The following is a 26,781-nucleotide window of genomic DNA, read 5'->3' as shown; positions in this document are numbered from 1 at the left end:
ACACCTCTCTGAGGTGGATCCTGGGTCTTTTTTTGTTTTCCGGGCACTGTCGCCGCGGGAAGAAGGAAGAAAGGAACGCCATGGCATCGGTCGATTACCGGTCGCTGGCCGCCGACATCCTCAAGGAAGTCGGCGGGGAAGAGAACGTATCCAGTGCCGTCCACTGCGCCACCCGCCTGCGGCTGCGCCTCAAGGATGAGAGCCTCGCCAACACGGAGACCATCGAGAAGCTCCCGGGCGTGATCACCGTCATGAAGGCCGGCGGTCAGTACCAGGTGGTGGTGGGTGACAACGTGCCGCGGGTCTTCGCCGAGCTGGGCAAGATCTCCCGCTTCGGCACCGAAGACGCCCAGGAGGACGCCCCGGCAAAGGGCAACCTGTTCAACCGCTTCATCGACATGGTCTCCGGCATCTTCACCCCGATGCTGTGGCCGCTCGCCGGTTCGGGCCTCTTCAAGGCCTTCCTCACCATGGCCACCACCTTCGGCTGGGCCCAGCCCACCGATCAGACGTACGTGATCCTCTCCGCGGCCGCGGACGCCCTCTTCTACTTCCTCCCGGTGTTCCTGGCCGTCACGGCGGCCCGCCGCTTCAAGGCCAATCAGTTCACCGCCATGGCCGTCGCGGCGGCACTGGTCTACCCGAGCATCATCGCCCTCGCGGCGGACGGCAAGCCCGTGCACTTCGCTGGGATTCCGGTGGTCATGATGAGCTACACCAGCTCCGTGATCCCGATCATCGTGGCCGTCTGGCTGCTGGGCTACCTGGAACGCTTCCTCCAGCAGATCCTGCCGTCCGCCATCCGCAACTTCCTGGTCCCGCTGCTCAGCATCGCCATCATGGTTCCCCTGACGCTCATGACGGTGGGTCCGGTCACCACCTTCATCTCCACCGGCATCTCCCACGGCGTGTCCGCGATCTTCGGCTTCGCCCCGTGGCTGGCCGGCGCCATCATGGGCGGTCTGTGGCAGGTGTTCGTCCTCTTCGGCCTGCACTGGGGTTTCGTGCCGCTCATGGCCAACGACCTCGCCACCCTCCACTACTCGATCATGTTCGGCCCCGTGGTCCCCGCCGTGCTCGCGCAGGCCGCCGCCATGCTGGCGGTCGCGCTCCGCTCCAAGAGTGCCAAGCGCCGTGAAGTCGCCGCCCCGGCCGCTCTCTCCGGCTTCCTGGCCGGTGTGACCGAGCCCGGCATCTACGGCGTCAACCTTCCCCTGAAGAAGCCGTTCTACTTCGGTATCGCCGGTGGCGCCATCGGCGGTGCCATCGCCGGGATGGGCGGCAGTGCCGCCACGGCATTCGTCTTCCCGTCCCTGCTGTCCCTGCCGGCGTTCTCCCAGGTGGGCAGCTTCGCGGTCCTGATGATCGGTGTTCTGGCCGCCGTCCTGATCGCTTTCCTCCTCACCTTCTTCTTCGGCCCGCGTGAGCAGGCCGACGACGCCGTGACCGCCGCCGCGCCCGCCGCCCCCGTGGCCACCCCGGGCAGCGTCACTGTGCTGGCCCCGGTGTCCGGCGCCGTCGTCGCTCTCGCCGATGTGCAGGACAAGGTGTTCGCATCCGGCGCCATGGGCGCCGGCGTGGGCATCGTGCCGGAGGAGGACGCGGTGTACTCCCCCGTCTCCGGCACGGTGAAAGCCGCCATGAAGACCGGCCACGCGTACGGCATCAAATCCGACGACGGCGTGGAGGTCCTGGTGCACATCGGCATCGACACGGTGCAGATGAAGGGTGAGGGCTTCGCACCGGCCGTCGCCCGCGGCGACCGCGTCGAGGCGGGCCAGCTGCTCGCCACGGTGGACCGCGCCAAGGTCCTTGAGGCCGGCTACGACACCACCACGCTCATGGTGGTGACCAACACCAAGGATCTGACCGCCGTCGTGCCGCTCGGCGCGGGGCGCCTGACGCACGGTGTCCCGGCACTCGACGTCGAACTCTGACAGCATTCACCAGGAGGAGAAAAGCATGAGCCACGCAGTGACCAAGCCCGCCGGCGGCCCGTTCCCGGAAGGGTTCCTCTGGGGCGGCGCCACGGCCGCCAACCAGGTGGAGGGCGGCCACGCGGAGGGCGGCAAGGGCCTGTCCATCCAGGACGTGATGCCGCAGGGCGTCATGACCCCGCCCACCGAGGGTGCCACGGAGGACAACCTCAAGCAGGTGGCGGTGGACTTCTACCACCGCTACGCGGAGGACATCGCGCTGTTCGCGGAGATGGGTTTCAAGGTCTACCGCTTCTCCATCGCGTGGAGCCGGATCTTCCCCAACGGCGACGACGAGCAGCCGAACGAAGAGGGCCTGGCGTTCTACGACCGCGTGCTGGACGAGCTGGAGAAGCACGGCATCGAGCCGATGGTGACCATCAGCCACTATGAGACGCCGCTGAACCTGGCCCGCACGTACGGCGGCTGGACCAACCGCGCGCTGATCGGCTTCTACGAGCGGTACTGCCGGGCGCTGTTCGAGCGGTTCGGGCACCGGGTCAAGTACTGGCTGACGTTCAACGAGATCAACTCGGTGATCCACCAGCCGTTCCTGTCCGGCGGAATCCCCGCCCCGCGCGAGGAGCTCACGGACTCGGATCTGTACCAGGCCATCCACCACGAACTGGTGGCGTCCGGCCGCGTCACAAAGCTGGCGCGTGAGCTCGCGCCGGCCGCGCAGATCGGCTGCATGATCCTGGCCCTGCCGGTGTACCCGCTCACGCCGTCCCCGGACGATGTGGTGGCCGCCATGGATACCGCACACGCGAGCTACGCTTTCGGCGACATCCACTGCCGCGGCGAATACCCGGGCTACCTGCTGCGGTACTTCCGGGACAACGGCATCGAGCTGGACGTCACGGAGCAGGACCGCGCGGACCTGAAGAACACCGTGGACTTCGTCTCCTTCAGCTACTACATGAGCATCTGCGAATCCGCCGACCCGGACGCGGCGTCCGGCCCGGGCAACCTCATGGGCGGGGTGTCCAACCCGACCCTGAAGGCGTCCGAGTGGGGCTGGCAGATCGATCCCCAGGGTCTGCGGGTGGTGCTCAACGACTACTGGGAGCGCTGGCAGAAGCCGCTCTTCATCGTGGAGAACGGGCTGGGCGCCAAGGACCAGCTGGTCGAGGTGGACGGCGTGAAGACCGTGGAGGACGACTACCGGATCGAGTACATGAACGATCACCTGGTGCAGGTGCGGGAGGCGATCGCCGACGGCGCGCAGGTGCTGGGCTACACGTCCTGGGGCTGCATCGACATCGTCAGCGCGTCCACGGCGCAGCTGAGCAAGCGGTACGGCTTCATCTACGTGGACCGGAACGACGACGGCACCGGCACCCTGGACCGGTACCGGAAGAAGTCCTTCGGCTGGTACCGCGACGTGATCGCGAGCAACGGCGCAGCACTGGTGTGAAAGCGGTTGGCGTGAAACCGGTTGGCGTGAATGCGGCTCGCGTGAGGCGCGCCGGCGTGACGCGCCCCTGATACGGTCGTGTGGCGGGATCCGCGAGGTCCCGCCGCACGGCCGTATCCCCCCTCTACTCCCCTGACAGACCCTTACTTTTCGACAGACAGGCACAATGGCGTGGAAATCCTGCGCGTCTTCAACAACAACGTGGTCCTGGCGCGCAATGACGCGGGCCAGGAGACCATCCTCACGGGCCGCGGCCTGGGCTTCCAGGCCAAGCCGGGGCATCAGGTGGATGGATCGAAGATCGTCCGGGTGTTCGTTCCGGAGAACGGCCGGGACCCGGACAACTTCGGGGCCGTGGTGGCGGCGATCCCGCCGGAGCATCTGCTGCTGGCGGACCAGGCGCTGAAGGCGGCGTCCGCGGAGTACGACGGCGCGGGGCTGGACAAGTCTGTCGGCTCCACGCTGCTGGTGGCGCTGGCGGATCACCTCAGCTTCGCGATCAAGAGGGTGCGGCAGGACATCCGGCTGGAATACCCGCTGCAGTCGGAAGTCATGCACCTGTACCCGCACGAGTTCCGCACGGCCCGCAAGGTGGTGGACTTCGTCAACGGGCAGCTGGACGTTCACCTGCCGGCGGAGGAGGCCGTGGCGGTGGCGCTGCATCTGGTCAATGCGGGCTTCTCGACGGGGAACCTGTCCTACACCTACCGGATGACCGGGGTGCTGACGCAGCTGTTCGAAGTTCTGGAGACGGCGTACGGGCGCGAGTTCGACCGGGACTCGGTGAACACGGCGCGGTTCATCACCCACCTGCGCTATTTCTTCGTGCGGGCTCACTCCGGGAAGCAGCTGAACGAGGGGAACTCCAAGTTGTTCACGGCGATCCAGGAGGCGTACCCGGCGGATTACGCCACGGCGATCAAGCTGCAGTCGGTGCTCGAGTTGCGGCTGGACCAGGAGCTCACGGATGACGAGGTGGCGTATCTGACGCTGCACGTGGCGCGTATGGCGGACGATTCGCGGCACTGACGCGGGCTGACTGAATTTACGACGACGGCGCGGCGCCCCTTTCCGGGGCGCCGCGCCGTCGTCGTCTGCTCTGGGCGTCCGGCCTCAGCCGAGGAGGCCGAGCTCGGCCAACGCGTGGGCGACGCCGTGTTCCGCCGGTCCGCCGGTGGTGCGGTCGGCGGCGGCGAGGACGTCCGGGGTGGCACCGTCCACCGCCACGCCGATGCCGGCGTAACGGAGCATCTCGAGGTCGTTGGCGCTGTCCCCGATGGCGATGATGTCCTCACGGAGCAGGCCCAGGTAGTCCTGGACGACGCGGATGCCGACGGCCTTGTGGATCCCGGAGACGTAGATCTCCCCCGCGGTGTCGCCGAGGGCGGAGAGGGAGCTGGGGACCAGGCCGACGGCGGGGCCGAGATCGGCGACGACCTCGGTGAGGGGTGTGTCCGAGTCGAAGCAGGAGACCTTGGCGAAGGACGTGCCGCGGAGGTCGTCCGCGTACTGCATGGGGGCCAGGATGTCCGCGGTGGGATCCACGGTGGCGCCGTGGCGGCCGTGGGTCTGCTCGCGGGCGGCGAAGATGGGGCTGAGGACGTCGCGGAGGCGCAGGTCGACGCCGCGGCGTCCGTGAAGGGAATGCGGGGCCTCGAGGATGTAGGCGGCGTTGTGGGTGTCCAGGGCGTCGATGACGCGGTCGGCCAGGTCCTGGTCAAAGCGGGTGTCCACCAGGAGTTCGCCGCCGACCTCCACGTGGGCGCCGGCGCCGGAGATGACGCCGTCGAAGCCGGGCGCCAGGATGCGGTCCGCGATCATGGCAAGGGGGCGTCCGGTGCAGAGGAAGACCCGGTGACCCCGGCTGCGGGCGAGTTCGACGGCCTCGACATGGGCGTCGGGGACCAGCCCGTGGTCCGCGTAGGTGCCGTCGATGTCCAGGAAGACGGCGCGGGGACGGGTGGGGGGCAGGCTGGACACGTTCGAACTCCTCCGCAGGTGATTGCCGTACCGTTCGATCCTATCGAATTAGGCAGCCCTGACAGGGATCCCAAACTTTCCCTCGCCCGTTCACATCCAGTCACACGGAAGTGAAACCCGCGGAAAATCAAGGGAGACAGCGGAACCGGGAGAGTCCTCCCACCAGTACCTCCCACCGGGAGGAAAAAACGAGTATCAAACCAAGTAGTCACAGACTGGACTACCTGGCTTCCTTGGTGCCATAGTGAACTCGCACCCATTGATCGGCATTAAAGAGTCCGGGGGGATTCGTCGATCAGGGTTCATGCGAAACAGGGAAAAATTTAGGAGATCATCGTGGACAAGATCCTCGTTACCTTGATGTCTTTCTGGAACGACATCACCAACCCCGCTGAGAAGGAAAAGGGCGCGACCGGCACTGAATATGCATTGCTGGTGGCCTTCATCGCCCTCATCATCATCGTCGGCGTCACGGCATTCGGCACCGCCCTCAGCAGCTGGTTCAGCTCTCTGGGAACCACCGTCAGCGGCTGGGCCAAGTAGAGCAAAAACAGTGCGTCGGGCACGGCCCGTTCGAAATTGAACGCAGCTGTGCCCGGCGTCATTGAATAGCTCTCAGTAGGAGAAACAATGGCTTGCCGCGACCGGGAACGCGGGGCCGCCGCAGTGGAGTTCGCCTTGGTGATCCCGCTCCTGCTTGCCCTGATTGTAGGGATTCTGGAGGTTTCCCACCTCTATAATTCGCAAATTCTTCTGACCAATGCAGCGCGCGAAGCGGCCAGAACACTGGCCATCTCGCCGCACAGTCAGTCTGCCGCCGTCTCCGCAGCAAATAGTGCCTATCCTGCCGGAATCGATCCAGCCGGATCTTCCATTCCGGCCAGTTGCACTGAGGGAAGCCCCGTCAACGTTACCGTGCAGGCTAACGTCAAATTTCTGACCGGGAGTTGGGCCGGCTTCACGGGCGGCCTGACCCTTCAAGGGAAGGCGTCCATGTTATGCGAAAAGTAGGACATTCCTCCCGTAAGGACGAGGGAGGTGCCGTCGCAGTCGTCGTGGCCATCCTTGCTGTGGTCCTGATCGGTGCCGGCGCTCTCGCGGTGGATATGGGGCGCATCGCTGAAAAGCGAGGTCAGCTCCAGAACAGCGCTGATGCCGGAGCCCTTGCAGCGGCAGCCTATTGCGCTGCGAACGCCGTCGATACCTGCCCGAGCACTGCATTCAGCGAAGCGCAAGCCCAGGCTGACCAATACGCCCAGGCGAACAAGCGCACGCCGTCTGAGAACCTTGCTCCGGTCCAGACAGTGTTTCCCGACAACCACACGGTTCAAGTCACGGCAGCCACCGACGACAACGGCCTGGCCATGACCCTGGCTAAGGCACTGGGCATCACCAGCGTCAAGGTGAAAGCCACCGCAACTGCAAGTTGGGGTGGACCCGCCGGAGGCCCTGGGGCATTTCCTATGACCTTCGCGCACTGTCAATTCCAGGATGGCAGTGAGCAATACATCTTCACTCAAGGAACTACAAGTTGCGCTACCGACAGTCCCTCAGGTGGAGTGATACCAGGCGGCTTCGAGTGGACCTCACCTAATGTTCCTGGTCAGCCTTGCACCGTCAAAGTTCAGCTCGATCCGGCCACCGGAAAATACTACGTTCCGGCCAGCCCAGGCGCTCCGATGCCTCATGGCAGCCTTGGCTGCACCCCATCGTATTTCGCAAGCAAGCTCAACAGCGTGATCTTGATTCCAGTCTGGGACGGCACCACGAATGGACTCACTGGATCAAAGAGCTGGTACTACGTCAAGGGATTTGCTGCTTTCTTCCTCGAAGGATACAGCTTCCCGGGCACCACGACTTCGAATTGGAACCCTCCACCTCCTCAGAAGACGAGCGCAAACGGGCTCTACGGACACTTCGTCGAATTCGTCGCAGACCCTAAGGACTACTTTGGCAGCGGCTACACAGGCGGTGGCGTGACCCTGCCTCCCCGCCTCATCAAATAAGTTTCACGCACCTATCGCGTCTGAATTCCTAAAGGAGTACCCGTGAGGACTCGCCTGATCGGTGGCCTCGCTGCCCTTGTCGTGGCAGTGATAGGCACCGTTTTACTAATCATGTATGTCAATGGCGCCGATAAGCGTGCTCTGAATGGCACGGAATCCACCGAAGTCTACGTAGTTCAGAAGCAGGTCCTCAAGGGAACCATCGCCGGAAATCTCGGAGATGCTGTGGCCAAGAAGCCGGTGCCGAAGTCCGTGGTTCCGCAGGATGCGGTGTCGAACTTGGCAGATCTCGGAACTACGGCCGCCTCATCGGATCTCGAACCTGGCGAGGTACTGATCAAGTCACGATTCGTCAACGCGAACGACCTCAATGGCCCTCGCCGAGTCAGCATTCCGGCAGGGATGCAAGAGATCACCCTCAAACTCCCCATCGAACGGGTGGTTGGTGGAACGCTCTCTGCAGGTGACACCGTGGGAGTGATCATCTCGTTGAACGCCGATAACAACACACCTAATCAGACGCAGCAGACGTTCAACAAGGTGCTCGTCACCGGCGTCCAGCTCGTGTCCGGGGAGAACGCACCCAACAATGCGGACGATCAATCGACTCAGAAATCCAGCGGCGGCATCGGCAGCAGCGGTTCGTCCAGCAATGGCAATTACTTGGTAACCATCGCACGCACGCCGGCCGATTCCGACCGCATCATCTATGCGGTCGAATACGGCAAGGTTTACCTGAGCAAGGAGCCCGGCACCACTACGGAGAACAGCGGTGCTCCGATCGACCGAGGGCGGGTGTTCCGATGAGCCGGCTTGCCTTGATCACTGCGGATTCTGAATTCTCCCACCGGATCAAGCTCGCCGCACGTGACTTCGAGGACAGCTTTCAGTCCTTCCAAGCCAACTTCCTCCCTGCCCACATCGATGACGTCTTCTCGCAGCTAGTGGGAGATCCCGTCGAAGTCCTGGTGCTTGGACCTGATCTGAAGGCGGATGAAGTCTTCCGATTCGCCTCCGACGTGAACATTTGGCACCCCCAGGTGAGCATCGTCTATGCCGCCGCCGCAACGCCTGAGAACGTGCTGGGCGCAATGCGTGCAGGCGTCCGCGACATCGTTGAACCAGATTCGGATGTTGACGCGCTGAGGGCCCAACTCCACCGGGCATCGGACTCAGCACTGAGCCGGCACACGGCAGGGACGGCCGAAGCCCAGACATCGACGTCCGCTTCAGCGACCCCACACGGCAGGGTGATCGCTGTGATGTCGCCAAAGGGAGGGGTCGGAAAGACAACCATCGCCACCAACCTTGCCGTCGGCCTCGGAAAAATCGCGCCGATGTCGGTGGTGATCGTGGACGCCGATCTCCAGTTCGGCGACGTGGCCAGCGGCCTGATGCTGAAGCCCGTTCAGACGATCACGGATGCGGCGCGGGGTCCCCGCGATGCGCTCTCGTTGAAGACCTACCTCACGCCTCACGGCAGCAACATCTACGCACTGTGCGCTCCCGCCAACCCTGCCGACGCGGACGGGGTGTCGCCCGCCGTGGTGACTGAACTGATCGATCAGCTCGCTGAGAACTTCCAGTACGTAGTCGTCGACACGTCCCCGGGTTTGGGAGACCACGTGCTCGCGCTGCTTGAGAAGACCAGCGATGTCGTCTGGGTGTGCGGGATGGACATCCCCAGCATCCGTGGTCTTCGCAACGGACTGGACATCCTCGGCGAGGTCAATATGCTGCCCCCCGGACGCCACGTCGTCCTCAACATGGCGGACCGCCACTCGGGTGTCTCTGTCCATGACGTCGAGGCGAGCATCGGGGTCCCGGTTGACGTCCAGATCCCTCGTTCGCGGTCCATCCCCATGACGACGAACCGCGGAGTTCCGGCGCTGCAGGACGGCCTCCGTGACCCGTCGGTGAAGAGCCTCCGCGCACTCGTCGATCGGTTCGCACTTCATTGGGAGCCCGGAGTAGGAGCAAAGCGATGAGCTTGAGCGATCGCCTCAACGAGCTTCGACTGGCCCAGACCCCCGTGGTCGAAGGACGAGTAGTCTCCGCCCCGTCCGGCAACGGCGGTCGAGAGAATTCCCGACCAGAGCAGACGACGGAAGCAACTTCGGACGATCAGGGCCCCACACCCTTGAGCAGGCGCCTCGAGGAAATCGCCGCTGCCGAAGCCGAAGCGCGCAAGGCTGGACTCCAGACTGCCGGAAGCCTGGCGAGTTCCCAGGCCCTGAGCGCACTTAAGGAAGACGTCACCCGTGAGTTGTATGAGCGCGTGGGCAGTCGCATCACCGACACCGCACTCGGCGAAGCCGAACTTCACACTTTTGTGCGCGGTGAGTTGCGCTCGGTGGTCAGCGAGCAGCAGGTCCCGCTGAGTGCGAGCGAACGAGACCGCCTCATCAACGAGATCATGGACGACGTCCTGGGATTAGGCCCACTGCAACGCTACATAGAAGACGAATCGGTCACCGAGATCATGGTCAACCGCGCCGACCAGGTCTATATCGAGCGGGCCGGCAAACTGAACCTGACCGACACTCGATTCACTTCTGAGGATCAGCTACGGCGGGTCATTGATCGCATCGTTTCTCGCGTGGGACGCCGCATTGATGAGTCGTCGCCTCTGGTCGATGCCCGGCTCGCAGATGGCTCGCGCGTCAACGCGATCATTCCGCCTCTTGCGGTCAACGGTGCAGCATTGACCATCCGCAAGTTCGGCCACGAAGCGTTGACGGTGCAGAAACTCATCGAGCTCGGCTCGATGACCCCGGAAATGACCGAACTCCTGCGAGCTTGTGTCCAGGCTCGCCTGAACATCATCGTCTCGGGCGGCACGGGAACTGGGAAGACCACACTGCTCAACGTGCTGTCCTCGTTCATCCCGTACGACGAGAGGATCGTCACGATCGAGGATGCCGTGGAGCTTCAACTGCAACAGGAGCACGTGGTGCGGCTCGAAAGCCGTCCTCCGAACATCGAAGGCAATGGGGCGATCACGATCAGGGATCTGGTCCGCAACTCCCTTCGCATGCGGCCCGACCGGATTGTGGTCGGCGAGGTCCGCGGCGGCGAGACTCTGGACATGCTGCAGGCGATGAATACAGGCCATGACGGGTCCCTTTCCACGGTCCACGCAAATACGCCCCGTGACGCGATTTCCCGCCTGGAAACCCTGGTCCTGATGGCCGGCATGGACCTTCCGCTCCGAGCAGTGCGCGAGCAGGTGTCCTCCGCGGTGAACTTGATCGTGCACCTGACACGCCTTCGCGACGGCACTCGTCGCGTCACGCATCTGACCGAGGTACAGGGCATGGAAGGAGACATCGTGACCCTCCAGGACGCGTTCGTCTTCGACTACGGCGCAGGCGTCGATGAGCATGGCCGCTTCCTCGGTCATCCCGTCTCCACCGGCATCCGTCCGCGTTTCGTGGAACACTTCCGTGATCTCGGCATCCCGATTGATGACCGGATCTTCCATGCGAATCTGAGCCGGAGGTGAACACGATGGGTGCTACTCCGGCTTGGTTTCTCCCTCTTGGCCTTCTGGCCGTCTATGCGGCGATCATCGGCGTGTTCGCATTCCTCTTGCCTCGATCCCGGACCGTCTCACGCGACCGACGTCGCCTTGGCCAAGCCAAGGCGGAGACCGCGTTCTCCCGTCTGACCAGGGAGACGGTCGGGAACATCAATTCCTCCTTGCGCGGAAGCCGGATCCGCTTCCTCAAGGTGGATCGTCTGGAGCAGGCCGGGCTGAGGGTCTCGATGGGGGATCTCCTGCTACGCGCAGGAGCGATCACGTTGATCGCAGCAGTCATCGGATTCCTCCTGGGCGAGCTGCCCATTGCCCTGCTGGCGATCATCTTGACGCCGCTTGCCATCTATCTGTGGCTGAATATCCGCATTTCCCGGCGCCAGGGGAAATTCGCCGAACAACTCCCGGATACTCTTCAGATGCTTTCCGGCAGCATGCGCGCCGGCCACGGTTTCCTCCGGGCGGTGGATTCGGCTGCTGAGGAGACCGAGGAGCCCATGTCCGAGGAGCTCCGCCGGATCGTCTCCGAGACCCGTATCGGCCGCGACCTTGTTGTGGCCATGGAGGAAACGGCCGCGCGGATGAAGAGTGAAGACTTCCTGTGGACCACCCAGGCTGTCGAAACTCAGCGCGAAGTCGGCGGCAATCTGACCGAAGTTCTCGACAACGTCCACGAGACGATCAAGGAACGTGCACAGATCAGTCGACAGGTGAGGGCCTTGAGTGCGGAAGGCCGCACGTCCGGCGTCGTGCTCATTGCTCTTCCCATCGTCATGCTCATCATCCTTTCGATGATCAACCCAACCGTCGCAACGACGTTCTTCACCACTGTTCCAGGATGGATCATGCTCGCCGCCACCGCCGTACTCCTCCTCGTGGGGGCGTTCTGGCTCAGCCGAATCACCAAGATCAAGTTCTGAGGGGGATCTCATGTCGATATTCGCCTATGTCACGATCGCACTCATCGTGGCGCCTCTGGCTTTCCTGGTGTGGATGTTCGCTGGTGGAAGCCGGTTGATCCGAAAGAATATCGAGACGAATCTCCAAGGCACCAGGACGGCAGCTGGTCGGTTAGACGAGGGTCCTCGTCCGACGATGTGGCTTGACCTCGCGCGTCGTGTGGCGCCCAAGGGCTATGTCCGGTGGCTGGACAGGAAGTTGGCCCAAGCCGGCCGACCTGCCGACTGGCCCCTGGACCGCGTCGTCGCGATCAAGCCGCTCCTTGCACTGGCGGGATTCCTTCTCGGCGGAATCATGGCGCTCGCAAAACCGATGCCTCAGACATTTCTTCTGCTGATCGTGTTGACAGTGCTGTTCTATTTCCTTCCAGACGTTCTGATCAAGAACCATGGAGACAAGCGACGGTTGGAGATGCAGATCGCACTGCCCACCATGCTGGACCAGATGCTCATCTCCGTGGAAGCCGGCGTCGGATTCGAGTCAGCCATGGCCCGGGCCGCGGAGAGTAGCTCCGGCCCGCTCAAGGTGGAATTCGTCAGGACCTTACAGGATATCCAAGTAGGACGCTCCCGTCGCGAAGCATATCTGGACCTGGCTCAGCGGGCTAACTTTCCCGACCTGAAGTCCTTTGTCCGGGCGGTGGTCCAGGCCGACCAGTACGGCATAGCGATCGCCAAAGTCCTCCGTGCTCAGGCCCATGAGATGCGTCTCAAGCGCCGTCAACGTGCCGAGGAGCAGGCCATGAAGATCCCAGTCAAGATCCTCTTCCCCTTGATCTTCGTGATCCTTCCCGCCCTGTTCATCATCGTCCTGGGTCCGGCAGTCTTCGGGATCATCCAGACCTTCCAATGACCCCACTCCATGAACTCAACATTGTGAATCACTCAGACCTCTCGTCCACCGTCACCCACCTCAACAGGGTCCGTCCGAGCAGCCGCGCGAAGCTGGCCAACTCGGATTTGACCCGCGCCCTCCTCCTCTCCGCAGAGCGGCTTCTGGATGAGACTTTCTCCGTCGGCCGGCCCACGGGTGAGGACTCGGGGTTCCCTGGCTTCCTCTCCCGTCCGCGCGTCGTGGCCAGGGCCGCCCAGGACTTCCCGCGCACCGAACCCACGGAGGCCAAGTTCCGCGACCGCTGGGTGGCGCACCACGACTTCCTGCGGGACGTGGTCGGATTCACCTCATGGAACGCCCAGCACCGCCTTCGCACGGCCATGGACAAGGCCTTGGCCCAGGTGGTCCGCGATACCCTGTCTCTGCATGACGCCTCGGCACTGATGTCCACGGTCTGGTGCGACACCTGCCTCGGCCTGCCGTCCACCCGTCTGCGTCTCCTGACCGCGGCTTCCTTGGGATCCCCGGACACCGAGCCCGTGAGCGGGACCGGGCAGGTGGAGGTCCTCCGGGAGACACTGGCACGCCTGTGCCAGGCTGAAGGGATCCCCTCCGCCCCGGACAATGCACTCACCACCGCGGCGGAAGTCCTCTCCGTCCTGTCGGACGGGCTGGCCGTCAAGACGTACCTGGGCCAGGCGCAGGACAATGCCCGCGAGTTCGGCATCGTCCTGTCCGGCATCGTGAAGGCCCTCGGCCACGGGGCGAGTGAGCTGACGGAGTTCCCGCTCTCAGGTTCGATCTGGCCAAGCACCCACCGCTGACCTTCTCAGGCCTCCGCCACCGGCTGACGGAGGATGGTGCGCTGTTTCTCCGGGGCGGTCTTCCGGAAATCGCTGAGGTAGATCTCGTGGTGCTTCCCGCGCAGACCCAGGCCAAGACCGGGGATCACGTCGTGGTGGAGCCTGTTCAGAACCACCGCTTCCGCCTCGAAGCTTCCCACGTGAAGGGTCTGCACGCAGCGGCCCTCCATGAGCGTTTCCAGACGGACCTCGCCCAAGCGAAGCGGCGGATTCTTCGCCCCTGCGCGCTCCACGGCCAGCGTCACCAGATCCCCGGGCACGTGCTCCGGCACCATCAGCATGACCGTCCAGTCCCAGCGTGACTTGTCCCTCGCCGTCGTGAAAGCCTCCATGTCGTCCGCCCACCAGAGCCCTTCCAACGGCGGCACCACATAGTCCTCCCCGGTGGCATCCCGGGCCGCGAACTTCAGCTTGTACGCCACCGGATACAGGGCCGCGAGCGCCTCGGCGAAGGCGGGCGAGGTGTTCGGATCTCCGTGGCCGTCAATCACCAGATACCGCGTTTCCGGGACCTCCAGCACACGGAAATCGCCTTGCCGTGCCCGGTAGCGGTCCAAGGTCTTCTTGAAATCCGTCTTGAAGGGCACGCTCACCCGGTGTACGCCGTCATCCGGATCGACACCAGGATCCCCGGGAGGTCCACCCCCAATTTGGTGACATACCGGGCCGGCGGATTCTCCGGGAAATGGCGCACGTACTCCTCGTTCATCCCTGCGAAATCGGCCGGGTGGGTCAGGAGCACGCCGACTTCCACCACGTCGTCCAGGGACAGCCCTGCGGCCTTGAGCACCTCTCCGCAATTGGCGATGGCCTGCCACGTCTGTTCCTGGACAGTGGGTCCGGCGAGTTCGCCGGTGGACGTGTCCAGGCCGGTCATCCCGGAGATGAGGAGGAACGGCCCTGCTTTCACCCCCTGGCTGAAGAACGGCGATGACGGGGCTCCCGGAGTACTGATGACGTCGCGCATGGGACTCATCATGGGGGCCGGCGGCACGTCTGTCGAGGGCAATCGCTACCCGTTTTCCGACGGCGCGGAAGCGGCCTCCGCCGCCTCATGCTGCGCCACCAGCAGCGGCAGATTCGCCACGGCCGACTTCACCGCCGCGCCGTGGCGCTCGATCAGGGCGAGACGCTCCAGATCACCGTCGGCCCCGTCCCTGGTCAGCCGCGAATAGCGGTCCAGACGGGACGCCTGGAGCCACTCAGCGATGAGAGGGTTCTTGTTCCACGCGTAGTGGTTCGCGTAGTTCAGGAGCAGGACGCGCAGGTACTCGGCCGGCCGGTCCGCCATTTGCATGGGACGGCAGAGCGCGTTCTTCGCCTCGGTGCCGTCCACGGTCGCCTCGACATGGGCGATCAGGGCGCTGCTGAACACCGGCTGGAACGTCCTGACCATCTGAGGCGTGACGGTGCTGTCCGTGAAGACCGTCCGGGACTCGCGCAGGTCCACACCACGTGCCGTGCAGTCGATGTACAGCCGCCCCGTGCTGGACGGCACCGTGCCGCCCTCCAGCACGATCCGTTCCGGCCCGATCGCCTGCACCCTGCCCATCCGGACGACCGAAGGGATCCGCCGGAGCTCCTCGAGCTCGGCCACGGAGAGGATGGCCCCGTGGAACATCTCCGGCGTGACGGACGGATCCACCCGCAGCAGCACCCCGGCCGCCTCCATCCCCAGGAAGAACTCGTCCGCGGACTGTGCCGACCCGGCGATCTCCGCCTGCTGGACCAGCCCCGCGAGCGCCGGCGTCATGAACTCCCCCAGCGGCTGCATGTGGTGCCGGTTCTGGAACCACGAATCCCTCGGCGCCACCCAGGTGATCCGCTCCGGAGCCACCCCGGATTCCAACAGCCAGAGGCACACGTCCACCCCGGTCTTCCCGGAGCCGATCACCACGTAGCCGTCCTCCGGCCGGTCTTCCCCAGGAAGCCTATGGGGCGGAACGCACCGGACGCCATCGGCGATCAGGTACCGGGGCGGGTGCGTGGCGGGCACCTCGGTGCGGATGTAGCTGGTGTCCACGGTGCGGCGCCGGACACTGATTTCCGTGGAGTCCCCTCCGACACGCGGCACCACCCGGTGCTCATGGGCGAAGTCGCCCACGTACTCGCTCATGGGGAAGTATCGCACCCGTCCCGAGCCCATCAGATCCGTCATGAGCCGCTGGTAGTACGCCAGGATCTCCGCGCTGCTGGCACGCTCGTACATGCCTTTGTTGAGGGCTGTCCTGTCCAGGCTGTCAGTTCCGAGATCCCGGGAATTCACCCCGTAGTAGGCGGAGGGCTGATGGAGCCGGACGAACGGATAGGCATCGTTCCAGTGGCCTCCGGGCCCGTGGCGCCGGTCCACGATCGCCAACGTGGCGTCCGTTTCCGTGAACAGGACGTCCGCAAAGGCGAGCCCCACGGCGCCGCTCCCGACGATCAGATAGTCAGCATCCAGCACTTCCGTGGGCATGGCACCCCTCCTGCCGGGCGAGGCCTGGATCGCCCTCTGCGCATGCTGAAGCCCCGTCGCTGAACCACAGTGTGAACCTGCCGGATACACCAGTCAAGGACGTTCCCTTCCCCTGACCGATCCCGCGCTCCTAAGATACGAACACCGGCCTTCCAGACCGGCGGATCAGGGGGTGCGAGCGGGGGCGCTCGCCGGAGGAAGGACGCATCATGGCTTCACGCAGGCTTGCGATGTCAACGACGACGGCGGCACTCGCCCTGATATTGAGCACAGCGCTCAGCGGGTGTTCCGCGTCCGCACCGGAAGCGCCGGTCACCACCGGGCCGAGCGCCACGGCGTCGGGCCCCTGCGTCACCGACCCGCAGGCGGTGATCAGCCGGCAGCTGCCCGCTGCGGCGATGGGCGCCATGCCGTCCGGCGTGGCCGAACAGCTGGAGAAGGCGGCTCGCATCGGCATGGGACAGGCATCCGCGTCCGGCGCGGTGATGGCCGTGCGGACACCTGAGGGAACCTGGATCAAGGCCGCCGGCTCCGCGGATCAGGGAGGGACCATCCCCATGACCGCGGACATGCACAGCCGGATCGGCTCCGTCACCAAGACGTTCACGGGAACACTCGTCCTGCAGCTGGTCCAGGACGAAAAGGTGAAGCTGACGGATCCCATCGGCCGGTACTTCCCGGAGATCCCCGAAGGGGACAAGGTGACCGTCGCCATGCTGATGAACATGACCAGCGGCATCGCCAGCTACACCCTGGACCAGTCCTTCCAGGACGAGTTCTTCACCAACACCACACGCGTGTGGAAGCCGAGGGAGTTGATGGACATGGGCATCAAGCTGCCGCGGCTGTTCGATCCGGGCGCCAAGTTCGACTATTCGAACACCAACACGGTCATCCTGGGCCTGCTCGTGGAGAAGCTCACCGGGCAGAGTTACGGGACCGTCCTGAAGGACCGCATCATCACGCCGCTCGGCCTGCATGACACCACCCTCCCGGAGACGAGCGGCACACTCCCCTCCCCGCACCCGGACGGCGTCACCCTCCAGGGCCTTCCGGAAGGGCAGACCGCGCCGCAGGACGCCACCTCGTGGAATCCGTCCTGGGGCTGGTCCGCCGGCGCACTGGTCTCCACGGTGAGCGATCAGCTCGTGTACGGGCGGGCGCTCGGCACCGGCCAGGGCCTGCTGAAGCCGGAGACCCAGACCGAACGCCTCACCTCCATCCCCGGCCCAGCAGGTTATGGCCTGGCGGCCGGCTGCATCGGCGGCTGGTTCGGACACACCGGCGAAGTCCCCGGATTCAACGCCGCCACCTTCTACGACACTCGGACGGACACCACCGTGGCGGTCATGGTGAACAGCGACATCCTCTCCGGAGACTGCACTCAGTCCCCCACCCTGCCGGACTCCCCCAAGGGCATCCCCTGCCTGGATCCGGCCACTCGGATCTTCGTAGCCCTCTCCCAGGCGCTCGGCCACGAATTCACGCCGAACCCGAAGTCCTGACGCGTCAGTCCTCCTCCGCGCGGTGCCCGATCCCCCGGTAGACCTCCGGGTGGGAACGGCGCAGGCGCAACGCCCAGCCGATCCCCACCAGGCCCGGGAGCAGCACCACGGCGGGCAGGATGAAACTGAGCGGGCTCGGCTCGGTCTGGCCGAGCAGCACGTCGAAGTTGGCCAGGATCAGCGCGAGGACCCCTAGCAGGCTCACGGCGCCGACGGCCGGCGCCACCACGGCCTTCCAGGCGCCCGGCGAGAGTTCACGGTGCCGCCAGAAGAAGCCGATGACCGCCACGGAGACCACGGCCATGAGGAACACCAGCCCCAGTGCCCCGGAGTTCGTGAGCCACGTGAAGAGGGTCAGGACGGGGTACAGCGGCCCGAGCTCGGACCCCTGCCCGGCCACCGCGAAGACCGCGACCACCACCACGGCCAGCGCCGTCTGAAGCAATGAGCCGGAGCGCGGCGCCCCCTGCCGGCTGGTCTTCGCCAGCCAGGCAGGCAGCACTCGCTCGCGACCGAGGGAGAAGAAGTACCGGGCCACGGCGTTGTGGAAGCTGACGAGTGCCGCGAAGATGCTGGTGCAGAAGAGCAACTGGGCGATGTCCGCCATCACGCCGCCCAGGTGGGCGCTGAGGAAGGAGAACACCAGGTCCGGGCCGTTCTTGCCGGCCGCATCGATCAGCTGGGACGGGCCCGTGCCCACCACCATGGCCCAGGCCGAGACGGCGTAGAACACCGCGATGACGCCCACTGCCAGGTACGTGGCGCGCGGGATGGTGCGGTGCGGCTCACGCGCCTCCTCACCGTAGATGGCCGCGGACTCGAAGCCCATGAATGCGGCGATCCCGAAGGACAGCACGGCACCCACACCGGGCAGGAAGAGGCTGGTGGGTGACAGCGGCGCGGCGGACACGCCTTCCGGTGCCACCAGGAAGGACGCCACGTCGTACACGATCACCACCAGGAACTCGCACGCCACCAGAACGCCCAGGACCTTGGCGGACAGGTCCACCCGGTTGACGCCGAGCACGCCCACCACGGCGATGCACACGAGGACCGGAACCCACCACGGGACGTCCAGTCCCAGCCGGGAGGACAGCAGCGAGGAGACGGTGAAGCCGAACACCCCGTAGATGCCGATCTGCATGAGGTTGTACGCCATGAGCGCCACGAGCGAACCGCCCACCCCCAGCGGGCGGGAGATGCCCTGGGCGATGTAGGCGTAGAAGGCGCCGGCGTTGGTGACGTGCCGGCTCATGGCCGCGTAGCCCACGGCGAACACCGTCAGGATCACGCCCAGCACCAGGAAGGACAGCGGCACGCCGAACAGCCCGGAGACTGCGAACGTGGTGGTCACACCGCCGGCCAGCACGGTGAGCGGGGCGGAGGCGGCGATGATCATCAGGGTGATCGAGGTGACGCCCAGTCTGCGGCGGGCGTCGGTTCCGGCCGTCCCCTCGGCCTTTCGCTGAGTCGTGTGGGTGGTCATGGACAACTCCTGTCTGGGAGCCGGGACGTCCCGGCGGGAAACGCGGCGCGGCGGCCACAGCACCATCGTGCCGCGGCCGCCGCGTCCGTGACTTGACTCACAGCGAAGGGCTTTTGTCCTCCGGAGCGCGCCTGCGCTCAGTGGCAGTGCCCGCCCTCCTTCTGCGCCGACGCCGGCACGTCAAGGACGGGGCTACGGTCGAAGAAGCCCTCCGGCCGGAGGCGGAATCCGACGTGGTCCACGGGCATGATGGGCCAGTCCTCGGGGCGCGGGAAGTGGGTGAGCCCGAAGGTGTGCCAGAGGACCAGCTCTTGCCCGTCCAGGTCACGGTCCTGGGCCACGTAGGCCGGCAGGCCGGAACCGCCCGGGTGCTGGTTGACGAAGTCACCGGTGGGGTACTTCTCCGCCTCGTCGTACCGGGTCACCCAGAGCGCCTTCGTGGCGAAGGCGGCACGGGCGGCGATCGACGACGCCGGGTCGGCCAGGAGCGTCGGCTGGGCTTCGGCGTGGAGCTTGTAACCCACCGGGTCGCCCAGGCGGTTGCGGGACTCCGGGTTGCTGACCACCCAGGTGCGCCCTACTGCGGCGTCGGCGTCGCGGGCCGCTTCGGATTCCCGGGACAGCACGGTCCGCTTGCGGGTGAAGGCGTTCCCGCGCTCGTTGCCAGGGCCCACCGGCACGCGCACCACGTCCTCCTCCTCCACGCGGGAGGGCCCGCCGTCGAGCGCGAAGTCGAGCCGGGCGCTGAAGAGGTGCTGGTGGAAGGGGGCGCCGAGGCCCGGCGCCAGCTCGGACGCGAACGGGTACTCCTTGTCCGGCAGCGCACTGGTGAACACCACGCCCGTGGCCTTGGCCTCGAACTCGATGGTGCCGTCCAGATACAGGTACCAGTAGAAGCCGTAGTCGTAGTTGCCCACCGTGGTGAAGAAGCTGATCACCAGGCGGCGGTTGCGGCGCACGTAGTCCACGCCGCTCCACAGATCGGAGTGCTTGGCCAGGATGGACCAGTCCTCCTCGTGCATGCACACGCCGTTGCGGATGGTGCGCGGATTGCCGAACTCGTCGCTCACCACGGGGCTGAGGTAGGTGATCTCGCCCAGGCAGTCGCAGCCGAGCTCCAGGGAGTTGGCGTACTGGCCCACCAGGTATTCGCCGGTGTCGAAGTAGTTCTGCCAGGAGCGCACGGGCGACGGGTCGCCGTACGGCACCACCATCTCGGCGATCGAGGCGCGGTCCAGGATACGACGACGGCGCGTGGGCACCCGGGCACCCGGGTCGCCACCGGAGGCGTCATCAAAGGCGATGTTGTGCAGGACCAGGCCTTCGCGGATGTCGAAACCGACGTCCAGGCTCCAGCGCTCCCACTCGACGTGGTTGCCGCCCGTGACGGTGAAGCTGGAACCTTCGGGCTGGATGATCTCCAACGGCTTCTGGGTGGTGCGGACCGGGCCGGTCAGCTCGGGGTCCGTGTAGTTGCCGTGCTCGGCCGGAACCTGCACAGGCCCGAAGTCCAGGATCTGGTCCACCGAGCGGTTCACGATGTCCAGGTAGGCCACCAGGCCGTCCACCGGATGGGCCCAGGCAGAGTCCTCCGGGTGTTCCTGGACGAACGCCAGGCCGCGCAGGATCCGGCGCCCCTTCTCCTCCGGGTATTCGAAGACGCCCGGGGACAGCGGGGCGACGCGGACCGTCGCGGGGTCCAGGCCGCGGGCGGCGAGCGCCGCAAGCCAGCGTTCATCCGCGTTGAGGATCTCCTCCACGGCCTCGAACTCCTCGCCCATGATCGGCAGCTCGCCGGTCATCGCGGTGTCGAGTTCGACGTCGGACTCCACCCTTCCGTGCGTGACGGAGACGGTGACGTCGTGCGGGCGTGCCCCGGCGACGTCGTGCAGGAAGGCGCGGAAGCGGCGCTCGCCGGAAGCCTCCGCGGCGATGCCGCGCGGCGGGTCGATGAGTCCGAGGTAGGCGACGCGCGTGGTCCCGGTCCAGAGCCCGGCCTCGGTGAGGATGCCTCGGACGGCTTCGATCTCCTCGGCGGAGGCCAGCGCGAAGGCGCCCCGTTCCGCGGCGTCCGCGCCGGCGTCGTCGCCGCGCCCGTGACAGCTGTGGGTGATGGTGTCCGTGCCCATGAGATCCTCCTTCAGTGGTTTTTTCTCTCGACGTAGAGAATAAGCCCGGTGTAATCTGAATCACAACAGTTGTAGAAAAAAGAACCGCAGAAAAGATGCCGCCGGAGGACACTTGCCCAAGATCGTCGATCACGACCGCCGCAGGATCGAACTCGTGGACGCCACCTGGCGGATCATCGCGTCCCGCGGCATCGACGGCGCCACCATGCGGGACATCGCCGCGGAGGCCGGCTTCGCCAACGGCGCCCTCAAGCCCTACTTCCCCACCAAGGAACGGCTCCTGGACTTCGCCTTCGAGCACATCTTCCAGCGCACCAATGAACGCATGGAGGCCTCGGTCCACGGGCGCTCCGGCCTGGCCGCCGTGCGCGCCTACTGCCACGAGATCCTCCCCCTGGACGAGGAGCGGCTGCAAGAGGCACGCGTCGCCATCGCGTTCTGGCAGAAGGCCCTCAACGATCCCGCCAAGACCGCGGCCCATGACAGCGCCATGGAACAGTGGCGGACCGGCCTCGCCGCACTGCTGGACGGCGCCGGCATGAGCGGCGAGCAGGAGATCCAGGTGGCGGTGGGCACCCTCATGAGCCACGTCCTGGGCACCCAGATCACCGCAGTCTTCTCCCCCACGCATCACTCCCCCGCCCAGCTCGTCGAACAGCTCGACCTCCTCCTGGAGGCCCTGGTGAAAGAAGGACGCCCATGCTGACCGCCTCCACCGGACTGCAGACCATCAACGTCGCCGATGCGGACAGCTGGCGGCGCGCGACGTCGCAGTCCTTCGTCCCGCTCGACGTCTCCTCCACCGTGCGCGGGGACTTCCACGGCTCCCTGCGCGGTCTGCACGTCACCGCGCCGGACCTCAGCGTGATCGACGTCGCCGCGAGCGGGCACGCGGTCCACCGGACGGACCGGCTGGTGGCCGCGTCCGCGGAGGCGTACTTCAAGCTGGGGATCCAGATGCACGGTACGGGGCTGCTGATGCAGGACGGCCGGGAGGCCGTGCTGCGGCCGGGCGATCTGGCCATCTACGCCACGGACCGCCCGTACACGATCGCCCACGACGGCGACTTCCGCACCCTGATCCTCATGTTCCCGCAGACCGCGCTGGACCTCCCGGCCGAGGCGCTCAAACAGATCACGGCCACCACCATCGACGGCACCCGCGGCCTCGGAGCGCTCGTCAGCCCCTTCCTGGTCCAGCTGGCCGCTCAGCTCGAGTCTCTGGAACGCCCCAACGGGATCCGCCTGATCCGCAATGCGCTGGGACTGGTCACCACGCTCTTCCATGAGGAGCTGGACCAGCGGCCTGCCACCGGCCTGGATCCGCACCAGCTCCTGCTCTCCCAGGTCCAGGCCTACATTGAGGACCACCTGGGAGATCCGGAACTGAGCCCCGGTTCGATCGCCGCGGCCCACTACATCTCCACGCGGCACCTTCATGAGCTGTTCAAAGAGATCGGCACCACGGTGGCCACCTCCATCCGGCAACGGCGCCTGGAGCACTGCCGGGCCGATCTTCAGGACCCCGTGCTGGCGAGCAGGCCGGTGACCGCGATCGCCACGCGCTGGGGGTTCCTGGACTCCGCCCACTTCAGCCGGGTGTTCCGCGCCGCCTACGGCCAGTCTCCCAGCGGCTGCCGCGCAACGGCGCGCGGGGAGTCAAGCCCGGTGCGCTGACAGCACAGCCCTGGGCATGCCCGGCCGCCTACGGTGGAGGAAATCCCTTGAGACGGAGGTCACATGGACACCACCCAGACACGCACCCTGCTCGAAGCGATCGCACCGTCCGGCAACGCCGCCGGCCGTGAGATCCTCGATCCGGCCACCGGCGAGGTGGTCGGCACCGCCCCGGTCCACGACGTCGCGGATCTTGAGTCGGCCATCAGCGCCGCACGGGCCGCTCAGCCGGCCTGGGCCGCCGCCGGTCACGGCGAGCGCAGCGCCGCGCTCCACCGGGCCGCCGACGCGATCGAGGCCAATGCTGAGGAACTCGCCCGCCTCCTGTCCCGCGAGCAGGGCAAGCCGCTCAACGGCCCCAATGCCCGCTTCGAGGTCGGCGCGTGCGTCGCCTGGCTGCGCGCCACCGCGGACACCCCGCTGGAGCCGGAGGTCCTGGTGGACGACGGCACCACCTACGCCGAACTGAGCTACCGGCCCATCGGCGTCGTGGGCGCCATCGGCCCGTGGAACTGGCCCATGATGATCTCCATCTGGCAGATCGCCCCGGCCCTGCGCATGGGCAACGCGATCGTGGTCAAACCCAGCGAGTACACCCCGCTGAGCGTCCTGGCCCTGGCCGAGGTCATGAACCAGGCCATCCCGGAAGGACTGCTGACGGTGGTCTCCGGTGGCCGCGACGTCGGGGAGGCGCTGGCTTCCCACCCCGCCATCGGCAAGGTCATGTTCACGGGCTCCACTGCCACAGGCAAGGCGATCATCCGCTCCTCCGCGGACACGGTCAAGCGCCTCACGCTGGAGCTCGGAGGGAACGACGCCGGCATCGTCCTGCCGGACGCCGATCCGGCCGCGATCGCGGAGGGTCTCTTCTGGGGCGCCTTCATCAACACCGGCCAGACGTGCGCGGCGCTCAAGCGCCTCTACGTGCACGAGGACATCTACGACGCCGTCTGCGACGCCCTGACCGCCTATGCAGCGGCCGTCCCCATGGGTGTGGGCCTCGACGAGAACAATGTCCTCGGCCCGCTGCAGAACAAGGCCCAGTTCGACATCGTCTCCCGCCTGGTGGAGTCTGCCAAGGCCTCCGGCGCCCGGGTCCTGCTGGGCGGGAACCCCGAGGCGGATCAGCCCGGCTACTTCTACCCGGCCACGCTCGTGGCGGATATCGACGACACCAACCCCCTCGTGGCGGAGGAGCAGTTCGGGCCGGCCCTGCCGATCATCCGGTACTCCACCGTCGAGGAGGCTGTGGCGAAGGCCAACGGCCTGGAGGTGGGGCTCGGCGCCTCCGTCTGGTCCAGCGACACGGCCCGGGCCCGCGAGGTCGCGGCCCTGCTGCAGGCCGGCACGGTCTGGATCAACGAACACGGCGCCATCGACCCGCGAGTCCCCTTCGGCGGGGCCAAGCAGTCCGGCTACGGCCTGGAGTTCGGTGCGGAGGGCCTCAAGCACCTCGGCCAGCCGCAGGTCATCAAGGGGGTCTGAGCATGAGCGCACGGCTGCCGGCGCGCTGCGTCGCGCTGGCGGCCGTCGCCGGCATGGCCGCCCATCTGAGCATGGTGGCCGACGGCGCGTGGATGGCTGTCGCCGCCGTCGTCATGATCGCCGCGTGCGCACCGTGCGCGTGGGGCATGTGGCGCCGGCCGACGGCGCACTCCGCCCGCATGCTGACGGTCATGTCGCTGGTGATGGCGCTGGTCCACGTGGGGATGGCCCTGGGGCCGGTGACCCTGATGGACCACGCGCATCACGCCACCGGCCCGGCCATCACGGCCGCATCTGCGGGCCACAGCGCCATGGCGCTCGGCATCGCGGCGGCGGACTTCGCCGTCGCCTGGCTGGCCGCCCTGTGGCTCGGCCGGGCGAGGCGTCCACGCACCGCCCCGGCGATGGCCTGAGACTCCCACTAGCATTGAGGTTCATGGCGAGCCTCACCGATCTGGACCGACGACTCCTCTCCGCGCTCCGGGAGGACGGACGCGAATCCGTGGCGAGCCTGGCCCGGAGACTGGGCGTCACCCGCACCACGGTCAGCAGCCGGATCGACCGCCTGGTCGCCTCGGGCGTGATCATCGGCTTCACGGCCCGCGTGCGCGACGACGCCGACCCCCTCACCATTCGGGCGGTCACCCTCATCGAGGTGGAGGGGAAGTCGGCGGACAAGGTGATCGCGCAGCTGCGCGGCTTCCCGGAGATCCTCTCGCTGCACACCACCAACGGCCGCTGGGACCTGGTCGCCGAGCTCCGCGCGGAAAGCCTGGGCGCCTTCGACGGCGTGCTCGGGCGGATCCGGGGCATCGACGGGATCATCAACAGTGAGACGAGCCTGCTGCTCAGCTCCGCGCTGCGCTGAACCGGTGGCGCTGACCCCGTGGCGCCGACCCGGCCGCGCCGCGGGCCCCGAAACGGGTATTGCGCACAGTGACCAGATGCCTTCGTCGTTCTGCATAGTTATTGGATGAAAATCGCATGGAACGTCCATTGTGGGTGCATATCGACGATTCCTAAGCTGGTGGAACCCCCTACACCGATTCAAGGAGACTCCCCACGATGGCACGCTTTGTCGACGTCCGTACCATGGTCCGCTGGGCCGCCGATCGCGGCGTCGAGGACATCATCACCGGCATGATCGGCTATCTCGAGGAGGACTTCCGCCGCTGGGAGTCCTTCGACAAGACGCCGCGCGTGGCCAGCCACACCTCCTTCGGCGTCATCGAGCTGATGCCCACCAGCACCGAGGAGGAGTACGGCTTCAAATACGTCAACGGCCACCCCTCCAATCCGGTTCGCGGCTACCAGACCGTCACGGCGTTCGGCATGCTCGCCGATGTGCACAACGGCTACCCGACCTTCCTCGCCGAGATGACCGTCCTCACCGCGCTGCGCACGGCCGCGACGTCGGCCATGGTGGCGAAGCAGCTGGCCAGGAAGGACTCGCAGACCCTGGCCCTGATCGGCTGCGGCACGCAGTCCGAGTTCCAGGCACTGGCGTTCCGCGCCGCCCTCGGCATCGATTCGCTGCGGATCTGGGACACGGACCCCGCGGCCATGGAGAAGCTGGTCCGGAACCTGGAGCCGCTCGGCTTCACGATCGAGATCACCGGCTCCGCTGCCGAATGCGTGGACGGCGCCGACGTCGTGACCACCTGCACGGCGGACAAGGCCAACGCCACCATCCTCACAGCCGATCTCATCCGGCCGGGCGTGCACCTGAACGCGATCGGCGGCGACTGTCCCGGCAAGACCGAACTGGATGCGGAGATCCTGAACCTCGGCGAGGTGTTCGTGGAGTTCCCGCCGCAGACCCGGATCGAGGGTGAGATCCAGCAGATGCCGGAGGACTTCCCGGTCACCGAGTTCTGGAAGGTGCTGAACGGCACCGCGGCCGGACGCACCTCCCCGGAACAGATCACCATCTTCGATTCCGTGGGCTTCGCCGTGGAGGACTTCTCCGCCCTGCGGTACGTCCGGGACGCCGTGGACGGCACGGACTTCTTCCAGGAGATCGACCTGATCGCCTCCCCGGAGAACCCGAAGGACCTGTTCAGCCTGGTGTCCGCGGCCGCACCACTGGCCGTCTGATCCGCGAGTACGAGGAATGCGTTGGGCGTCATGGCTGTTGGACCGGTCATGACGCCCACCGATTCACTCGTTCATGACGCGGCACCCGCCCAGACCCCGACGCCGACGGGACCCACCCCGCCAAGCGTCCACGAACGGGCCCTGGTCACGTGGCTGGCCATCTTCCCCATGGTGGCCCTGGGTCTTTGGGGTCTCGGCCCGGTGATGGCGTCATGGCACCCGGTGCTCCGTGCGCTGGGCCTGACGGTCATCGTGGTGCCTCTCGCGGTCTATGTGGTGGTGCCCCGGCTCATGGGCCTCTACCTGAAGGCGACGCGCAGGAATCCCAAAGCCTGAGCAGGTGCGCGGGCCGGCCTGCTCTCCTTGCGGG

The 26,781-nt window shown here is 66.2% G+C and carries 26 protein-coding genes; 20 read left to right on the top strand and 6 right to left on the bottom strand.

The features are described from left to right. Window positions 1-80: 80 nt before the first annotated feature. The 3 genes from Q9R02_RS01185 (at window position 81) to Q9R02_RS01175 (ending at window position 4,422) form a co-directional block, all read left to right on the top strand. Window positions 81-1,937: a beta-glucoside-specific PTS transporter subunit IIABC gene (locus Q9R02_RS01185; RefSeq protein ID WP_305994809.1), complete on the top strand. Its 1,857-nt coding sequence runs from the start codon at window positions 81-83 to the stop codon at window positions 1,935-1,937. A gap of 25 nt (window positions 1,938-1,962) precedes the next feature. Next, window positions 1,963-3,393 (top strand): glycoside hydrolase family 1 protein, encoded by a 1,431-nt coding sequence (locus Q9R02_RS01180; RefSeq protein ID WP_305994808.1) that lies wholly within the window; start codon window positions 1,963-1,965, stop codon window positions 3,391-3,393. A 171-nt stretch (window positions 3,394-3,564) separates the two neighbouring features. Further along, window positions 3,565-4,422 (top strand): BglG family transcription antiterminator, encoded by an 858-nt coding sequence (locus Q9R02_RS01175; protein ID WP_305994807.1) that lies wholly within the window; start codon window positions 3,565-3,567, stop codon window positions 4,420-4,422. An 84-nt stretch (window positions 4,423-4,506) separates the two neighbouring features. Here the strand turns inward: Q9R02_RS01175 and Q9R02_RS01170 are convergent, their stop codons facing one another. Next, a complete protein-coding gene (locus Q9R02_RS01170) occupies window positions 4,507-5,373 on the bottom strand; it encodes an HAD hydrolase family protein (RefSeq protein ID WP_305994806.1) in 867 nt (288 codons plus the stop codon). A 336-nt stretch (window positions 5,374-5,709) separates the two neighbouring features. On the opposite strand from Q9R02_RS01170, the gene Q9R02_RS01165 reads away from it, so the two are divergent. The 9 genes from Q9R02_RS01165 to Q9R02_RS01125 all read left to right on the top strand — a co-directional run bounded on the left by Q9R02_RS01165 (window position 5,710) and on the right by Q9R02_RS01125 (window position 13,535). Next, entirely contained in the window at window positions 5,710-5,916 is a 207-nt protein-coding gene (locus Q9R02_RS01165; protein ID WP_305994805.1) for a Flp family type IVb pilin, read from the top strand. Window positions 5,917-6,003: 87 nt separating this feature from the next. Further along, on the top strand, window positions 6,004-6,384 hold the full coding sequence (locus tag Q9R02_RS01160; protein WP_305994804.1) for a TadE/TadG family type IV pilus assembly protein: 381 nt from the start codon (window positions 6,004-6,006) through the stop codon (window positions 6,382-6,384). Next, complete coding sequence (locus Q9R02_RS01155; RefSeq protein WP_305994803.1) at window positions 6,372-7,379, top strand: pilus assembly protein TadG-related protein; 1,008 nt, start codon at window positions 6,372-6,374, stop codon at window positions 7,377-7,379. The genes Q9R02_RS01160 and Q9R02_RS01155 overlap by 13 nt, the downstream gene beginning before the upstream one ends. A 42-nt stretch (window positions 7,380-7,421) precedes the next feature. After that, a complete protein-coding gene (cpaB, locus tag Q9R02_RS01150; RefSeq protein ID WP_305994802.1) occupies window positions 7,422-8,186 on the top strand; it encodes a Flp pilus assembly protein CpaB in 765 nt (254 codons plus the stop codon). Further along, entirely contained in the window at window positions 8,183-9,367 is a 1,185-nt protein-coding gene (locus tag Q9R02_RS01145; RefSeq protein ID WP_305994801.1) for a CpaE/TadZ family protein, read from the top strand. Before cpaB ends, Q9R02_RS01145 begins: the two co-directional genes overlap by 4 nt. Beyond that, entirely contained in the window at window positions 9,364-10,884 is a 1,521-nt protein-coding gene (locus Q9R02_RS01140; protein WP_305994800.1) for a TadA family conjugal transfer-associated ATPase, read from the top strand. The genes Q9R02_RS01145 and Q9R02_RS01140 overlap by 4 nt, the downstream gene beginning before the upstream one ends. Window positions 10,885-10,889: 5 nt before the next feature. Then, window positions 10,890-11,837, top strand: coding sequence for a type II secretion system F family protein (locus tag Q9R02_RS01135; protein WP_305994799.1), 948 nt, complete (start codon window positions 10,890-10,892; stop codon window positions 11,835-11,837). Window positions 11,838-11,847: 10 nt separating this feature from the next. Continuing rightward, entirely contained in the window at window positions 11,848-12,729 is an 882-nt protein-coding gene (locus Q9R02_RS01130) for a type II secretion system F family protein (protein WP_305994798.1), read from the top strand. A 23-nt stretch (window positions 12,730-12,752) separates the two neighbouring features. Further along, a complete protein-coding gene (locus Q9R02_RS01125; RefSeq protein WP_305994797.1) occupies window positions 12,753-13,535 on the top strand; it encodes a hypothetical protein in 783 nt (260 codons plus the stop codon). Between the two features lie 5 nt (window positions 13,536-13,540). Here the strand turns inward: Q9R02_RS01125 and Q9R02_RS01120 are convergent, their stop codons facing one another. From Q9R02_RS01120 to Q9R02_RS01110, 3 genes are read right to left on the bottom strand one after another with little or no spacing between them, the layout of a single operon-like run. Continuing rightward, the gene (locus Q9R02_RS01120) at window positions 13,541-14,161 is read right to left on the bottom strand and encodes a GyrI-like domain-containing protein (protein WP_305994796.1); all 621 of its coding nucleotides are present in this window, start codon (window positions 14,159-14,161) and stop codon (window positions 13,541-13,543) included. 2 nt (window positions 14,162-14,163) lie between these two features. Beyond that, entirely contained in the window at window positions 14,164-14,541 is a 378-nt protein-coding gene (locus Q9R02_RS01115; RefSeq protein ID WP_305994795.1) for a RidA family protein, read from the bottom strand. A 45-nt stretch (window positions 14,542-14,586) separates the two neighbouring features. Then, window positions 14,587-16,032, bottom strand: coding sequence for an NAD(P)-binding protein (locus Q9R02_RS01110; protein ID WP_305994794.1), 1,446 nt, complete (start codon window positions 16,030-16,032; stop codon window positions 14,587-14,589). A gap of 209 nt (window positions 16,033-16,241) precedes the next feature. On the opposite strand from Q9R02_RS01110, the gene Q9R02_RS01105 reads away from it, so the two are divergent. After that, a complete protein-coding gene (locus Q9R02_RS01105) occupies window positions 16,242-17,537 on the top strand; it encodes a serine hydrolase domain-containing protein (RefSeq protein WP_305994793.1) in 1,296 nt (431 codons plus the stop codon). 4 nt (window positions 17,538-17,541) lie between these two features. Here Q9R02_RS01105 and Q9R02_RS01100 read toward each other — a convergent pair whose 3' ends face one another. Together Q9R02_RS01100 and Q9R02_RS01095 are read right to left on the bottom strand one after the other, a co-directional pair. Beyond that, on the bottom strand, window positions 17,542-19,023 hold the full coding sequence (locus Q9R02_RS01100) for an APC family permease (RefSeq protein ID WP_305994792.1): 1,482 nt from the start codon (window positions 19,021-19,023) through the stop codon (window positions 17,542-17,544). A gap of 137 nt (window positions 19,024-19,160) precedes the next feature. Beyond that, entirely contained in the window at window positions 19,161-21,152 is a 1,992-nt protein-coding gene (locus Q9R02_RS01095; protein ID WP_305994791.1) for a primary-amine oxidase, read from the bottom strand. Window positions 21,153-21,264: 112 nt separating this feature from the next. Here Q9R02_RS01095 and Q9R02_RS01090 point away from each other — a divergent pair, with 112 nt between their 5' ends. From Q9R02_RS01090 to Q9R02_RS01060, 7 genes are all read left to right on the top strand, one after another. After that, window positions 21,265-21,858, top strand: a complete 594-nt coding sequence (locus Q9R02_RS01090; RefSeq protein WP_305994790.1) for a TetR/AcrR family transcriptional regulator — start codon at window positions 21,265-21,267, stop codon at window positions 21,856-21,858. Next, the gene (locus Q9R02_RS01085; RefSeq protein ID WP_305994789.1) at window positions 21,852-22,829 is read left to right on the top strand and encodes an AraC-like ligand-binding domain-containing protein; all 978 of its coding nucleotides are present in this window, start codon (window positions 21,852-21,854) and stop codon (window positions 22,827-22,829) included. Before Q9R02_RS01090 ends, Q9R02_RS01085 begins: the two co-directional genes overlap by 7 nt. Window positions 22,830-22,892: 63 nt before the next feature. Beyond that, window positions 22,893-24,314: an aldehyde dehydrogenase family protein gene (locus tag Q9R02_RS01080; protein ID WP_305994788.1), complete on the top strand. Its 1,422-nt coding sequence runs from the start codon at window positions 22,893-22,895 to the stop codon at window positions 24,312-24,314. A gap of 2 nt (window positions 24,315-24,316) precedes the next feature. Then, on the top strand, window positions 24,317-24,727 hold the full coding sequence (locus Q9R02_RS01075) for a hypothetical protein (protein WP_305994787.1): 411 nt from the start codon (window positions 24,317-24,319) through the stop codon (window positions 24,725-24,727). 23 nt (window positions 24,728-24,750) lie between these two features. Further along, window positions 24,751-25,182, top strand: coding sequence for an Lrp/AsnC family transcriptional regulator (locus Q9R02_RS01070; protein ID WP_305994786.1), 432 nt, complete (start codon window positions 24,751-24,753; stop codon window positions 25,180-25,182). Window positions 25,183-25,379: 197 nt separating this feature from the next. Continuing rightward, on the top strand, window positions 25,380-26,411 hold the full coding sequence (ocd, locus tag Q9R02_RS01065) for an ornithine cyclodeaminase (RefSeq protein ID WP_305994785.1): 1,032 nt from the start codon (window positions 25,380-25,382) through the stop codon (window positions 26,409-26,411). 48 nt (window positions 26,412-26,459) lie between these two features. Further along, entirely contained in the window at window positions 26,460-26,747 is a 288-nt protein-coding gene (locus tag Q9R02_RS01060) for a putative antibiotic biosynthesis monooxygenase (RefSeq protein ID WP_305994784.1), read from the top strand. Window positions 26,748-26,781: the final 34 nt, after the last annotated feature.

It is taken from the genome of Arthrobacter horti, from assembly GCF_030731045.1.
Lineage (GTDB): Bacteria > Actinomycetota > Actinomycetes > Actinomycetales > Micrococcaceae > Arthrobacter_E > Arthrobacter_E nanjingensis.
Note: the sequence above shows the minus strand (reverse complement) of the source record. Positions and strands in the feature narration are given on the sequence as shown.

What these genes read in the sequence shown, in the direction of transcription:
- ocd (WP_305994785.1), top strand. Translation starts at nt 25,380, where the DNA reads ATGGCACGCTTTGTCGACGTCCGTACCATGGTCCGCTGGGCCGCCGAT.
- Q9R02_RS01080 (WP_305994788.1), top strand. Translation starts at nt 22,893, where the DNA reads ATGGACACCACCCAGACACGCACCCTGCTCGAAGCGATCGCACCGTCC.
- Q9R02_RS01155 (WP_305994803.1), top strand. Translation starts at nt 6,372, where the DNA reads ATGCGAAAAGTAGGACATTCCTCCCGTAAGGACGAGGGAGGTGCCGTC.
- Q9R02_RS01140 (WP_305994800.1), top strand. Translation starts at nt 9,364, where the DNA reads ATGAGCTTGAGCGATCGCCTCAACGAGCTTCGACTGGCCCAGACCCCC.
- Q9R02_RS01160 (WP_305994804.1), top strand. Translation starts at nt 6,004, where the DNA reads ATGGCTTGCCGCGACCGGGAACGCGGGGCCGCCGCAGTGGAGTTCGCC.
- Q9R02_RS01115 (WP_305994795.1), bottom strand. Translation starts at nt 14,541, where the DNA reads ATGCGCGACGTCATCAGTACTCCGGGAGCCCCGTCATCGCCGTTCTTC.
- Q9R02_RS01105 (WP_305994793.1), top strand. Translation starts at nt 16,242, where the DNA reads ATGGCTTCACGCAGGCTTGCGATGTCAACGACGACGGCGGCACTCGCC.
- Q9R02_RS01185 (WP_305994809.1), top strand. Translation starts at nt 81, where the DNA reads ATGGCATCGGTCGATTACCGGTCGCTGGCCGCCGACATCCTCAAGGAA.
- Q9R02_RS01070 (WP_305994786.1), top strand. Translation starts at nt 24,751, where the DNA reads ATGGCGAGCCTCACCGATCTGGACCGACGACTCCTCTCCGCGCTCCGG.
- Q9R02_RS01075 (WP_305994787.1), top strand. Translation starts at nt 24,317, where the DNA reads ATGAGCGCACGGCTGCCGGCGCGCTGCGTCGCGCTGGCGGCCGTCGCC.
- Q9R02_RS01060 (WP_305994784.1), top strand. Translation starts at nt 26,460, where the DNA reads ATGACGCCCACCGATTCACTCGTTCATGACGCGGCACCCGCCCAGACC.
- Q9R02_RS01135 (WP_305994799.1), top strand. Translation starts at nt 10,890, where the DNA reads ATGGGTGCTACTCCGGCTTGGTTTCTCCCTCTTGGCCTTCTGGCCGTC.
- Q9R02_RS01110 (WP_305994794.1), bottom strand. Translation starts at nt 16,032, where the DNA reads ATGCCCACGGAAGTGCTGGATGCTGACTATCTGATCGTCGGGAGCGGC.
- Q9R02_RS01085 (WP_305994789.1), top strand. Translation starts at nt 21,852, where the DNA reads ATGCTGACCGCCTCCACCGGACTGCAGACCATCAACGTCGCCGATGCG.
- Q9R02_RS01100 (WP_305994792.1), bottom strand. Translation starts at nt 19,023, where the DNA reads ATGACCACCCACACGACTCAGCGAAAGGCCGAGGGGACGGCCGGAACC.
- Q9R02_RS01130 (WP_305994798.1), top strand. Translation starts at nt 11,848, where the DNA reads ATGTCGATATTCGCCTATGTCACGATCGCACTCATCGTGGCGCCTCTG.
- Q9R02_RS01145 (WP_305994801.1), top strand. Translation starts at nt 8,183, where the DNA reads ATGAGCCGGCTTGCCTTGATCACTGCGGATTCTGAATTCTCCCACCGG.
- Q9R02_RS01180 (WP_305994808.1), top strand. Translation starts at nt 1,963, where the DNA reads ATGAGCCACGCAGTGACCAAGCCCGCCGGCGGCCCGTTCCCGGAAGGG.
- Q9R02_RS01095 (WP_305994791.1), bottom strand. Translation starts at nt 21,152, where the DNA reads ATGGGCACGGACACCATCACCCACAGCTGTCACGGGCGCGGCGACGAC.